The sequence below is a fragment of the Lactobacillus delbrueckii subsp. delbrueckii DSM 20074 = JCM 1012 genome (assembly GCF_001433875.1).
In the GTDB taxonomy this organism is placed as follows: domain Bacteria; phylum Bacillota; class Bacilli; order Lactobacillales; family Lactobacillaceae; genus Lactobacillus; species Lactobacillus delbrueckii.
Map to the genome: position 1 here is coordinate 259 of NZ_AZCR01000047.1, position 12155 is coordinate 12413.

Annotated in this window: 14 protein-coding genes, 1 tRNA gene and 2 pseudogenes; 2 read left to right on the top strand and 15 right to left on the bottom strand. The window is 52.7% G+C overall.

Features of this window, described 5'->3' with window-relative positions:
- Positions 1-437: 437 nt before the first annotated feature.
- Positions 438-1695 (top strand): annotated as a pseudogene (locus FD23_RS06525) (aldehyde dehydrogenase family protein); the annotation flags it as partial.
- On the opposite strand, the pseudogene FD23_RS10975 reads toward FD23_RS06525, so the two are convergent.
- The 3 genes and pseudogenes from FD23_RS10975 to FD23_RS06535 all read right to left on the bottom strand — a co-directional run.
- A pseudogene (locus FD23_RS10975) lies at positions 1692-1842 on the bottom strand (formate/nitrite transporter family protein); the annotation flags it as partial. The pseudogenes FD23_RS06525 and FD23_RS10975 sit on opposite strands and share 4 nt — an antisense overlap.
- 204 nt (positions 1843-2046) lie before the next feature.
- The gene (locus tag FD23_RS06530; protein WP_025896410.1) at positions 2047-2259 is read right to left on the bottom strand and encodes a hypothetical protein; all 213 of its coding nucleotides are present in this window, start codon (positions 2257-2259) and stop codon (positions 2047-2049) included.
- A gap of 63 nt (positions 2260-2322) precedes the next feature.
- A complete protein-coding gene (locus FD23_RS06535) occupies positions 2323-2544 on the bottom strand; it encodes a hypothetical protein (protein WP_025896412.1) in 222 nt (73 codons plus the stop codon).
- A gap of 157 nt (positions 2545-2701) precedes the next feature.
- Between FD23_RS06535 and FD23_RS06540 the strand changes: the two genes are divergently transcribed.
- Positions 2702-3322: a DUF3862 domain-containing protein gene (locus FD23_RS06540; protein WP_052933641.1), complete on the top strand. Its 621-nt coding sequence runs from the start codon at positions 2702-2704 to the stop codon at positions 3320-3322.
- 111 nt (positions 3323-3433) lie between these two features.
- Here the strand turns inward: FD23_RS06540 and FD23_RS06545 are convergent.
- The 12 genes from FD23_RS06545 to FD23_RS06600 form a co-directional block, all read right to left on the bottom strand.
- Positions 3434-3517: transfer RNA gene (locus FD23_RS06545), tRNA-Leu, on the bottom strand.
- 54 nt (positions 3518-3571) lie between these two features.
- The gene (locus tag FD23_RS06550) at positions 3572-4237 is read right to left on the bottom strand and encodes a biotin--[acetyl-CoA-carboxylase] ligase (protein ID WP_052933640.1); all 666 of its coding nucleotides are present in this window, start codon (positions 4235-4237) and stop codon (positions 3572-3574) included.
- A 9-nt stretch (positions 4238-4246) separates the two neighbouring features.
- The gene (gene fabI / locus FD23_RS06555) at positions 4247-5011 is read right to left on the bottom strand and encodes an enoyl-ACP reductase FabI (RefSeq protein ID WP_052933642.1); all 765 of its coding nucleotides are present in this window, start codon (positions 5009-5011) and stop codon (positions 4247-4249) included.
- Positions 5012-5020: 9 nt separating this feature from the next.
- Positions 5021-5788, bottom strand: a complete 768-nt coding sequence (accA, locus tag FD23_RS06560; protein WP_013439442.1) for an acetyl-CoA carboxylase carboxyltransferase subunit alpha — start codon at positions 5786-5788, stop codon at positions 5021-5023.
- Entirely contained in the window at positions 5781-6629 is an 849-nt protein-coding gene (locus FD23_RS06565; RefSeq protein ID WP_025895641.1) for an acetyl-CoA carboxylase carboxyltransferase subunit beta, read from the bottom strand. Before FD23_RS06565 ends, accA begins: the two co-directional genes overlap by 8 nt.
- Entirely contained in the window at positions 6616-7998 is a 1383-nt protein-coding gene (gene accC / locus FD23_RS06570; RefSeq protein ID WP_025895642.1) for an acetyl-CoA carboxylase biotin carboxylase subunit, read from the bottom strand. Before accC ends, FD23_RS06565 begins: the two co-directional genes overlap by 14 nt.
- Positions 7991-8434, bottom strand: a complete 444-nt coding sequence (gene fabZ, locus FD23_RS06575) for a 3-hydroxyacyl-ACP dehydratase FabZ (protein ID WP_013439440.1) — start codon at positions 8432-8434, stop codon at positions 7991-7993. The genes accC and fabZ overlap by 8 nt, the downstream gene beginning before the upstream one ends.
- Before the next feature lies 1 nt (position 8435).
- Complete coding sequence (accB, locus tag FD23_RS06580; protein WP_025895643.1) at positions 8436-8906, bottom strand: acetyl-CoA carboxylase biotin carboxyl carrier protein; 471 nt, start codon at positions 8904-8906, stop codon at positions 8436-8438.
- A 2-nt stretch (positions 8907-8908) separates the two neighbouring features.
- Positions 8909-10129, bottom strand: coding sequence for a beta-ketoacyl-ACP synthase II (gene fabF, locus FD23_RS06585; protein ID WP_052933639.1), 1221 nt, complete (start codon positions 10127-10129; stop codon positions 8909-8911).
- Positions 10130-10138: 9 nt separating this feature from the next.
- On the bottom strand, positions 10139-10861 hold the full coding sequence (locus FD23_RS06590) for a 3-oxoacyl-ACP reductase family protein (RefSeq protein ID WP_025895644.1): 723 nt from the start codon (positions 10859-10861) through the stop codon (positions 10139-10141).
- Positions 10845-11789: an ACP S-malonyltransferase gene (locus tag FD23_RS06595; RefSeq protein ID WP_025895645.1), complete on the bottom strand. Its 945-nt coding sequence runs from the start codon at positions 11787-11789 to the stop codon at positions 10845-10847. Before FD23_RS06595 ends, FD23_RS06590 begins: the two co-directional genes overlap by 17 nt.
- A gap of 12 nt (positions 11790-11801) precedes the next feature.
- A complete protein-coding gene (locus FD23_RS06600) occupies positions 11802-12047 on the bottom strand; it encodes an acyl carrier protein (RefSeq protein WP_025895646.1) in 246 nt (81 codons plus the stop codon).
- Between the last annotated feature and the right edge of the window lie 108 nt (positions 12048-12155).

The window sequence follows — 12155 nt, forward strand, 5'->3', positions numbered from 1 at the left end:
CTTACTCGCTTGCTTGATTCTTGTCAACAAGTTTTTTGATATTTATTTTTGTCTTCGCTTGTCTTTCGTTAAGAAAGCGCTTTGTGTCTTGTTTGAAGACATTTACTACTTTACCTCCATTTTTCGTTTTCGTCAATCTTTATTTTCAATTTTCTTCTAATTTTTCTTAGCTTTCATTTGCTAGCTTTTTACAATTCATCCCTGCTCTGTTTTTCGCCACTCCCCTTTCCCTGGTCTAGCCCAGCTTGTAAGAAGTGAAATCATTCACTATTTTTGCTTCTTTCTGCGCTTTCATCATTCTACTCCAGCACGATTGTAAGCATTTACATGCTTCAGATTCATTGAAACTTATGGCCTTTTTCGGCTTGACAAAGAAAACAAAGGGACTACCATGTTAGGTGAAAAGGTTCACAATAAATACTTAGACCTGAGAAAAAATGGTTGATGTAAAGAAAACACAGACCACTGTTACGGCTGCCAAGGAATTGTCAGCTGATGAAAAGATGGAAGAAGCCAAGCGCTATACAGGTGAATTAGTTAACAAAGCCTTGGTCGCTGAAGAAGCCTACGCGACCTACAGCCAGGAACAAGTTGACAAGATTGTCGCTGCCATGGCTTTGGCCGGCAGTGAGGCCTCCCTCGCGCTTGCTCATGAGGCAGTAGACGAAACTGGCCGCGGCGCGGTAGAAGACAAGGACACCAAGAACCGCTTCGCTACCGAAAATGTCTACAACTCAATTAAGCACGAAAAGACTGTTGGCATTATCGAAAGAAACCAGGTTGAAGGCTATATCAAAGCTGCTGCTCCTCTTGGCGTTTTAGCCGGGATCGTGCCAACCACCAACCCGACCTCAACGACCATGTTCAAGATCCTGGTAGCTTTGAAGACCAGAAACGCCAGCATATTCTCCTTCCACCCGAAGGCCCAGAAGTGTTCAATCCATGCTGCCCAGATCTTGTATGACGCTGCTTTAAAGGCCGGTGCCCCAAAGAACATCATTCAATGGATCGACAAGGCCAGCCTGGAAAACACTACCGCCTTGATCCGCAACCCAAAGATCGCTTCTATTTTGACAACTGGTGGTCCCGGCATGGTGCACGCCGCGCTGCAGTCTGGCAACCCGTCAATGGAGGTCGGGGCCGGCAACGGTGCTGTTTATATCGATCACACCGCTTTTTTGGACCGGGCTGTTGAAGACATCCTATTGTCCAAGCGCTTTGACAATAGCATGGTTTGCGCGACTGAAAATTCAGCCGTAGTTGAAGCACCGATCTACGACAAGTGGCTGCAAATGATGCAGGACAAGGGTGCCTACCTGGTTCCAAAGAAAGACTACCAAAAGCTGGCCGACTTCGTCTTCAATGACAAGCATGGGGTCAATGGGCCAGTAGCCGGGATGAGCGCCCGCTGGATTTGTGAACACGCCGGCGTTACCCTGCCTGAAGGCAAGGATGTCCTCCTCTTTGAACTGGATCCAAAGAATATTGGCGAAAATCTGTCATCCGAAAAAACTCTCCCCGCTTCTGTAAGTTTACAAGGCCAAGGACCGGGAAGACGGGATCAGAATCGTCAAAGCCCTGCTTGACTACCAAGGTGCTGGCCACAATGCCGCCATCCAAATCGGCTCCCAAAACGATCCGTTCATCGATGAATACGGCAAGGCTGTCCAAGCTTCCAGAGTCCTGGTTAACCAGGTTGCCAGTAAAAAGTTCAGCTCCGGGAATGACCACCAGGCTCAAGGCAACCCCGAAGATCAGCCCCTTGATCAAGTTGGCGGCCGGGTTAGTTCCTAATTGTCCTCCAACCGTGAAGGCCAGCAAGATCCCGAAACCGATGTACATCATACATTATGTTACTTCTTATTCTTTTGCATGAAAGCACCTAATTCCTGTAAATTATTATATGCTTTTCTCCGGACTATGTAAGCGCTTTTTTGATATAAATCAAATATTTTCTAAGTCGAAAATATTATCAGTAGGAATATAAGCAAAACAAAGTACCAAAGAAAAAAGCTCAAACCCAGCAGTCATGCGGGATTGAGCTTGTTACAGATTATTAATGAACCAGTCAATGACCTTGTTCCAAAAATGCTTCCAGTGGTATGAGACCAGTTCCCAGCCGGGCAGGCGATTGTCATAGTAGACTCTTTCCCCGTCCGGGCTGGTGATGACAAGGCCTTTGAAGGCTCCATCATAAACGTCGTCAGCGATATTGCGCTGGCTTTGGACAAAGCCGCCAAAAGCACTCTCCAGGGCCACCCCGCTGGCTGCTTGCTCCTTGATCTGCCGCTGGCAGAGCTTTTGGCCTTGATCAGGGCCTTTTTAGGGGCAATTGCCGTCAAGCCAGCTCCCTTCTGTTACCAAGATGCCGCTTCCGATCAGCTGCTGGCGGCTTTTCACCAGGTCTTTGATCAGCACGTCGTTTTCCCGGGCCCGGGCGGCTGGCAGGGCGAAAGATGCAGAAAGGCCAGCTTTTTTGAGGTAGCCCAGGATCTTTTCATTGCTTTCCTGGCTGTCGGTTAAACCAGCGAAGATTAAAGCCACTGACCTTTGCTTAGCCCCCTTTTGGCTGGTCAGGTATTTATTTCCTTCGAGTTATCAAAAAGGTCTTTTAAGAATTACTTGCCGGCGTGGACAAGACCGCTCTTAATGCCTAAAATAAAAGGTATGAAAATTCTAGAACGAAAAAATGGAGGATGTTATGAAAAAGAAAGTTCTCTTGATTGCTTTTGCGGCCCTGGCTCTGACTGCCTGCTCCAGCAAAAAGGACACGACTGACAGCGAAAGCGCCAAGAAGGCCGCGAGCTCAATTTCCAGCTCCAATGTCGTCAAGCAGACCAGCAACAAGATCAATCTCACTAATTACAAGAAGATCAAGGTCGTTGAAAAGACCGGATCTACTCCCAGCCAGGTAACTGACCTCCTGGGCCGGGAAGCTGACGCCAAGAGCAAGGCCAAAACCAGCAAGCTCAAAGCCACCATCTACACTTGGGAAGGGGTCCAAAACGGCAGTGCCGGCGCCAACCTGGCCGTTGAATTCGCCAACGGGGTGGCTATCGCCAAGCAGATTTCCGGACTGGTCGTCAACCGGTCCAAGCAAATTACACCCAAAGACTACAAGTCCCTCAAAAAGGGGATGACCCAAGAGGAAGTCGAAGCCATTGTCGGCAAGCCCAACGGCTACTCAGAATCTGACTATTCCAATTCTGACGTGGTCCTCTGGCTCTACACCAGCGGCCTGCAGAGCGACGGTCAGGCCAACTTCTACGTTACCTTCCAGAAGAACAAGCTGGTCGCCAAAAAAGCCCAGAACTTTAACTAAAGCAAAAGAGCTCCCGGATTCCGGGAGCTCTTTTTTTGACCTGAAAAATAAGCTGGAGATAGAAAATAAAAAATAGAACAAAAAAGCAAGCATTTCTGCTTGCTCGCGTCATGCCCACTAAAGGAGTCGAACCTTCACTCTGTTGCCAGAACAGCGACCTGAACGCTGCGCGTCTGCCAATTCCGCCAAGTGGGCTTCCCGATGACAATACTTATAATAGCAAAAGTTTTCGGAAAAGGGAAGGGATTTTTACAAAAAACTTGTCTTAATTACTTCACCGCTGGACCAGGCACTGATCTTCCCGCCTTTTTCCAGCAAAAGCCGGCCCTGGTCATCAAAGCCGGCGCAAGTGCCGGAGATGGTCCGCCCAGCAATTTTCAAAGTAACCCTCCTGCCAGTCAAGATGCTCAATTCCCGGTAGCGGGGCAGGCAATCCTGCCAGCTGGCAGCCCGGCAGATCACACAGGCCAAATCATCTGCCAAAAGCGGATCAAAATCCCCCGCTTCCAGCAAGCGGGTAGCTTGGGGCAGGCTGGCCGGAAGTTCCGCGCCTAAGTTGAGGCCCAGGCCAACTACTATCCCGCCTGCCACCTGCTCAGTCAAGATGCCGGCAACTTTTTTCCCTTGATAAAAAAGATCATTGGCCCACTTGAGGCCAATCTCTAAGCCGTACCTGGCCCGCAGGAAGTCAGCTACCGCTGTCCCAACCGCCAAGGTCAGCAAGGGATTCTCTTGCTTTTCCAGGCAAACTGACAAGTAAAGGCCATTTTTCGGTGAATAAAAGGCCCGCCCCTGCTTGCCGTAGCCCTGCGTCTGCTCTAAAGCACTAACGGCAAAAGGCGGCTTTCTCTTTTCCAGCAGCTTTTTAGCCAGATCTTGCGTTGAAGGCAGGACCAGGTAGCAGTAAGTCTCCATCGCGGCCTCCTAGGAGAGGTGAACGCCCTTGTCAACGTAGATGATGTCGCCAGTCAAGCCGGTTGACAGGTCACTGAGCAGGAAGGCGCAGCAGTTACCCAGTTCTTCCAGGCTGACATTGACCCCATCAACCGTCAAGGACCGGGACTGCTCCAAGAGATCCTTGTGTCCGCCAATCCCCGTTACGGCCAAAGTTTTCATGGCCCCGGCAGAAATCGCGTTGACCCGGCTGCCAGTCTTGCCCAAGTCCCGGGCCAGGTAGCGGACAGAACTTTCCAAAGCCGCCTTGGCAATCCCCATCGTGTTGTAATTGGTGATGGCTCTTTCCGACCCGATGAAGGTCAAGGTAACGATTGAGGCCTTAGGGGCCAAAAGTTCCTTTTCCTGGGCAGCCTTAGCCACGGCGATCAAGGAGTAGCTGGAAATATTTTGGGCAGTCAAGTAGCCTTCCCGGCTGGAATTGAGGATGGACCCTTCCAGTTCATTTTTCGGGGCAAAAGCTACCGCGTGAACCAGGCCGTCGATCTGGCCGAACTTTTCCTTCACTTGGTCAAAAGCCGCGTCAATGCTCTCATCGCTGGCCACATCACATTCAACCATTTCTTCTTCCGCCAGGCCCAGCTTGAGCAGGCTCTTTTCCAAGCGGTCATTTTGGCAACTGTAGACCACTTCCCCGCCCTGGGCCTTGATTTGCTCGGCGCAGCCCCAGGCAATGGACCGCTTGTTGGCCACACCCATTACCAAAAACTTTTTTCCAGCTAAAATTCCTGCCATCTTCTTCACCTAAAACTTTCTGAAACGTTCATAGCGCCGGTTAAGCAGACTGCTGACCGGCAGCTTTTGCAATTTTGCTAATTCTTCTTCCAAGACCCGGGCAATTTCCCGGCACTGGGCAGACTTGCTGCCTTCTTGCTTGATCACGCCTTCGATCACCTGCCCCTTGAGCAGGGATTCCGGCGTCAAGCCCAAAAGCTCTGCTGCTTCAGCCGCCCGGCTGGCGTCCTTCCACAGGATGGAGGCAAAACCTTCCGGAGACAGGACTGAATACATGGAATTTTCCATCATCCAAAGCTCATCCCCGCAAGCCAAAGCCAGGGCCCCGCCAGAGCCGCCTTCACCGAAAATCACGCTGATAATTGGCGTTTGGGCCTGGCCAATATCCGTCAAGCACTGGGCAATCGCCTGCCCCTGACCGGCATATTCGGCCTCTTTACCGGGAAAGGCCCCGGCCGTATCGATAAAAAGGAGAACCGGCCGCTTAAAGCGGGCCGCGTCTTTGACCAAGCGAGCCGCCTTCCGGTAGCCGGCTGGTTCCGGCTGGCCAAAGTGCTTGGCCAGGCGCTCTTCCAGCTTATGTCCCCGGCTGGTGGTGATCACGGTCACTGGCTGACCGGCAAACAGGCCGATCCCCCCAACGATGGCCGGGTCATCTGCCCCCTGCCGGTCCCCATGCAGCTCCACAAAGTCGCTGAACAAGTGCGCCCGCAGATAGTGAGCCGACAATTTATCACTGGCCCGGGCGGCCCGGACCGTTTCCATAGCATCAGTCATCCTGCATCCCTCCGTACTTTAACAGCCAGGCCAGGGTCCCTTTTTCCTCCTGCCGCAAAACGATCCGGTCGATAAAGCCGTGCTTTAAGACCGTTTCTGCCCGCTGGGCATCTTTTGGCAGCTGCTCATGGATGGTCTGCTCAATCACCCGGCGGCCGGCAAAGGCCACCATGGCGTGAGCTTCAGCCAGAGTAATGTCACCTTCACTGGCAAAGCTGGCCGTCACCCCGCCGGTAGTCGGGTCGGTCAAAACAACCAGGTATAAGAGACCGGCTGCCTTATGCCGGTTAACCGCGTTGACCACTTTAGCCATCTGCATCAAAGAGTAGATCCCTTCCTGCATCCGGGCCCCGCCGCTGGCTGTAAAGACCACGATCGGCAGCCGTTTTTCAGTAGCTGCCTCAATGAGCCGGGTCAGCTTTTCCCCGGTCATCTGGCCTAAAGAACCCATGATAAAAAAGGGATCCATGATAGCTAGGGCTGTCTCCTGCCCGCCAATTTTGGCCAGGCCGGTCCAAACCGCTTCATTTAAGCCAGTCTTTTTCTTTCCAGCGGCAACTTTCGCCTCATAATTGGGAAAATGGAGGGGGTCACTGGGCTGAATATCCTTAAACCACTCCTCGCTTTCCTCGCAGAGCCAGGCCAGGCGTTCCTTGGCGGTCAAGCGGAAGCCGTAATCGCAGTCCGGGCAGGTCTTGTACTTGTCCAGGCGGCTGGAGAAAAATTCCAGCCCGCAATTCGGGCACCGCTGCATCAAACCGCTCGGCACCAGGTCTTCCGCCCTTTTATTAGCCTTGACATGCCGCTCAGAGATCGTGTTTCTTTTTTCAAACAGCCTCATGCTTGTCTACCTGCTCCTTCCAGCGGGGCAAAAATTCCCTCTCTAAATAAGTATTGGTGAAAGTCCCTTTCTTAAATTCCGAATCAGCCAGAATGGCCAGGTGAAAGTCCTGGTTGTTCTTGACCCCCCGGATCACCAGCTCCTTTAAAAGCCGCTGCATCCGGGCAACTGCTTCTTGTCGACTGCTGCCCAAGGCGATGATTTTAGCCAGCATGGAATCGTAAAATGGCGAAACCACCATGCCCTGGTAAAGAGCGGAATCAATCCGCATGCCCGGGTTGCCGACCGGCAAAAAGAGGTAGTCGACCTGGCCGGTTGACGGCATGAAGTCCCGGCTGGAATCTTCAGCGTTGATCCGGCATTCGATAGCATTGCCTTTAAAGCCTAAGTCTGCCTGCTTAAAAGGCAGCTTTTCCCCGGCCGCGACCAGGATCTGAGCCTTAACCAGGTCAACGCCGGTAACCATTTCCGTTACTGTGTGTTCTACCTGCAAGCGAGTATTCATTTCCATAAAGTAGAAATTATGGTCCTGATCCATCAAAAATTCAATCGTCCCCGTATTCAGATAATCAGCTGCTTCGGCGGCCCGGACAGCAATCTGGCCCAGTTTTTCCCGCTCGCTTTCACTGATCAGTTCACAAGGGCTCTCCTCGATCACCTTTTGCTTGCGCCGCTGCAGGCTGCAGTCTCTTTCCGGGAAGTAGACGCAGCTGCCAAAGCTGTCCCGGATGACCTGGACTTCAATGTGCTTGACATTGGTTAAGACCTTTTCCAGGTACATCTGGTCATTGCCAAAATCCAGCCGGGCTTCATTTTGGGCCAGGCTGAAAGCGTCAGCCATTTCACCAGGCTCTTTAACCTGCCGGATCCCCTTCCCGCCCCCGCCGGCCGCGGCCTTCAATAAGACCGGGTAGCCGACTTCAGCAGCAACCCTTTTAGCTTCTTCCGGTGACTTGATAAAGTCCCGGCTGCCCGGGGTAACCGGCACCTTGTGCTTGATCATCAGCTGGCGGGCGTGTTCCTTATTGCCCATCTGGTCGATGGTTTCCGCCTTTGGCCCGATAAAGGTCAAACCGCAGGCCGCGCAAAGGCTGGCAAATTCCGTGCTTTCTGACAAAAAGCCATAGCCCGGGTGGATGGCCTGGGCCCCGGTCCCGGTGGCCGCTGAGATGATATTTTTAATGTTCAAGTAGGAGTCTCTGGGGCGGCTAGCGCCCACGCAGACCGCTTCATCGGCCAGCTGGACATGCAGGCTGTCCCGGTCAGCTACTGAGTAGATAGCGACGGACTTAATGCCCATTTCCTTAAGGGTCCGGATGATCCGGACCGCGCCTTCGCCCCGGTTGGCAACTAAAACTTTGTCAAACATTTTTCTCACCTGAAATCATGAAGGTCAATTCTGCCGTGCAGGCCTTCTTCCCGTCGACCCAGGCAATTCCCTGCCCCAGGCCGATATGGCCCTTGACCTTTTCCAAAGTCACTTCCAACTTGACCTGGTCGCCGGGCTTGACCATCTGGCGGAACTTAGCGTTTTTGATACCACCAAAATAGGCCATCTGCCCCTTGAAGCGGTCGGCGCTTAACAGGGCCACGGCCCCGGTTTGGGCCAGGGATTCCACGAGCAAGACCCCGGGCAAGACAGGATTTCCCGGGAAATGTCCCTGGAAAACCGCCTCATTATTGGTCACGTTGCGGATGGCCACGGCGCTTTCGCCGGGAACCAGGTCGATGACCTTGTCAATCAAAAGCATGGGATAGCGGTGGGGGATAATTTCTTGTATTTGGCTGGAATCCAATACAGTCATGCTAGGCCTCCTCAATCAAAAAGAGCGTTTGCTCGCATTCAACCAGGTCTTCGTTTTCCACGCAGACCTCCTTGACGGTGCCGGAAACATCACTCTTGATCTCCGTCATCATCTTCATGGCTTCCACGATGCAGACGGTCTGCCCGGCCTTGACCTGGTCGCCGGCCTTCACAAAAGCTGGCTTGTCCGCGGCCGGCTGCAGGTAGATCGTCCCAACCAGGGGCGACTTGATGGCATGACCGGATGCAGCTTTTTCTGCTTGAACAACCGGCGCGGTTTCAGCTGCTTCTTTTGGCAAAAGCGGACTTTCAGCTTTTTGGGCTGGCAAAACCGGGCCTGCTTCTGCCTCTGTCTTTTGCGTGTATTCGTTCTTGCTCAGAAAAAGCTCTGAACCGTCCAAATTCAGCTTCATTTCCCGGATGCTGGACTTTTCAAACTTGTCCAGCAGTCTTTCAACATCTGTTATTTCCAAAATCAGGCCCACTTTCTAAAAGCTAACACGGCATTGTGGCCGCCAAAGCCGAAGGAATTACTCAAAGCATAGTCAATGGCTTGTTCCTGGTTACCAGCCTTTACCAATTTGACCGGGCATTCCGGATCCTGGGCAAAGCAGCCGACATTGGCCGGCAAGATGCCTTTTTCCAGGCTGGCGCAGGTAATGACGGCTTCAACCGCTCCGGCGGCCCCTAAGAGGTGGCCGGTCATCCCCTTGGTTGAGGAAACCAGGACATGGTCGCCAAAGACTTCCTTAATTGCCTTGGCTTCCCCGCTGTCATTGGCCTTAGTCGCCGTCCCATGGGCATTGATATAACCGACTTGGTCCGGCCTGATGCCAGCTTCTTCAACCGCCAGCCGCATGGCTCTGGCTGCTCCTTCACCTTTAGGATCAGGACTGGTGATATGGTAGGCATCGCTGGTTGCTCCGTAGCCGACTACTTCAGCCAGAATCTTAGCCCCCCGCTTTTGGGCATGGTCCAAGCTTTCCAGGATCAAGGCCCCAGCCCCTTCGCCTAAGACGAAGCCGTGCCGGTTTTGGTCAAAGGGCAAAGACGCCTTGAGGGGGTCAGTGCTGGTTGACAGGGCGGTCAAGGCCGCGAAACCGGAAATAGCCGTTTCATTGACGCTGGCTTCGCTGGCCCCGGTAATCATGACCTCAGCCCGGCCTTCCTTGATCTGCCGGTAGGCTTCCCCGATGGAGTTGGTCCCGCTGGCGCAGGCGGTAACAATGGAGGTAGAAATATTTTTAGCATTAAAGCGTATGGAAATATTGCCCGCCGCCATGTTGGCAATGGCCATCGGGATAAAGAAAGGTGAAATCCGCTTTGGCCCCTTGTCATGCATCTTGATGACCTGCTCTTCAATCGTGGTCAAGCCCCCGATCCCGGAGCCGAAAATCACACCCAGCTCTTCCGCCTTCACTGTTTCCGGAGTCAAGCCAGCCATCTCGTAGGCTTCCTGGCAGGCCTGGATGGCGTATTGGGAATACAGATCCATCCGCTTGCCGTTTTTCTTGCCGACAACCTGACTGACGTCAAAATCATCGATTTCCCCGGCCACGCTGATGCCGGTCTCACTGGCATCAAACTTCTTGATCGTCTTGATGCCGACTACGCCATTTAAAGTATTTTCAACAAAAACCTGGCAGCCATTGCCATTCGGACTGACTGCCCCCATGCCTGTAACTACTACTCGCATATCTTCTCCTTAAATGGTCATTCCCCCGTCAACAACCAGGGTCTGGCCGGTAACATAGTCGTTTTCCGCCAAAAAGACTGCCGCCTGGGCAACTTCTTTTGCCTTGCCAAAGCGGGCCAAAGGAATTTGGCTAAGTGCCTGCTCTTTGACCTCATCTGGCAGGACAGCAGTCATTTGGCTGGCAATCATCCCCGGCGCGATCGCGTTCACGCGGACGCCGCGTCCGGCAGCTTCCTTAGCCGCGGTCTGGGTCAAGGCGATTACGCCGGCCTTTGAAGCCGCGTAGTTTGCCTGGCCGACGTTGCCGTGCTGGCCGACGATGCTGGCCATATTGATGATGGCTCCAGACCGCTTTTTCAGCATTTTCTTCAAGGCCTTCTGGGTCAGCATAAAGTTTGACCGCAAGTTGACCTTGATCACCTGGTCAAAGTCAGCCAGCTTCATCCCGATCATAATCTGGTCTTTGGTAATGCCGGCATTGTTGACCAGAATGTCAATCTCGCCAATTTCTTTAAAAAGCTGCTTGACCGCGCCTTCGTCGCTGACGTCAGCGGAAAAATACTGGTAGTCTGCCCCGATTTTTTCCAGCTGGTCAGCGATTTCTTCCGGCAATTCCGGCCGCCGGCCATTTAAGAGCACCTGGCAGCCCTTTTGCGCAAAAGCCAAGGCAGTTGCTGCTCCGATTCCTTGCGTTGACCCGGTCACCAGGACCCGCTTATTTTGTAAATCCATTCTGCTCCTCTTCTACAAACTGCTGGTATTCAACCAGACTCCCGACCTGCCAGGTCTTTAGGCTCTTGTCCGCCTGCTTGGCAAAAGCTGACAGGGCGTGGCCTGGGCCGATTTCCAGGCTGGCCGTCATGCCTAAGTCCAGCAGGCCTTTGACGCAAGCGTCAAAGTGAGTTGGCACCATCAGCTGAACTTCCAGGATTTTGGCCAGATCTTCTTTGGCAAAAGGCTGGCAAGTGCTATTGCTGATGACTGGGTAAGTTCCCGCATTGAAAACTTCACCCTTCAGCCGCTGGCCCATTTTCCGGCTGGCTGCCTGGTAAAGAGGAGTGTGGAAAGCTCCGGCAACATCCAAGGGAATTGCTCTTTTGGCCAGCTTGCGGTCAGCAATTTCTTGGCCCAGTTCTGGCAAAAGCTGCTTTTCTCCGGCAAGAACAACCTGCTTAGGTGAATTGTAGTTGGCCAGGTAGACTGCTTGGCCAGCTGCCTGCTTTGCTCGCAAAAAGTCTTCCAGGCCCGGAAGATCCGGCTTGGTCAGGGCCAGCATCCCGCTGGCCGTCTTTTCTGAATCAAGCTGCATGTATTCACCCCGGTCGACGACCAGGGCCAGGCCAGCTGGCCAGGTTAAACAGCCGCTGGCTAAAAGGGCCCCGTATTCGCCTAAGGAGAGGCCGGCCAGACCACATACTGGCAGGTCAGTGTCCCGGACCAGCATTTGCCAGATCCCGTATTCAAAGGCCACCAAAGCCGGCTGCACATACCTGGTTTCATCCAGCTGGCTGCGATCGTTTTTCCAGATTTCCGGCAAGTCTAAGCCGCATGCCTGGCTGGCCTGGTCAATTGTTTCCTTAAACAAGGGGTCACTTAGAAAATCCAGGCCCATCCCGGCCTGCTGGGCCCCCTGGCCGGCAAAGAGAATTCCGAATTTCATGGTCAGGTCCTGTTAGTCCTTTTCAGCTAGCTGCTTTTGCACCAAAGCTACCACGTCGGCAACCGTCTTGGTGTTTTCATCAGCGTCCAGTTCGATGTCATATTCGTCTTCCAGTTCGTTGACGATTTCAAACAAGTCCAGGCTGTCCGCTTCCAAGTCATCCTTGATGTTGGCTTCCATGGTCACTTGGTCTTCTTCAACGTCCAGTTCTTCAATGGCGATCTTCTTTACAGTTGCGAAAATTTCTGCTTCTGACATGTGTCTGCTCCTTTTAAAAAAATAAAAACCGCCAATTGCAAGAATAAATTGAACACTTACCATAACATCTAGCAGATTTTGACTATCTACGCCGGTAAATGCGGTCAA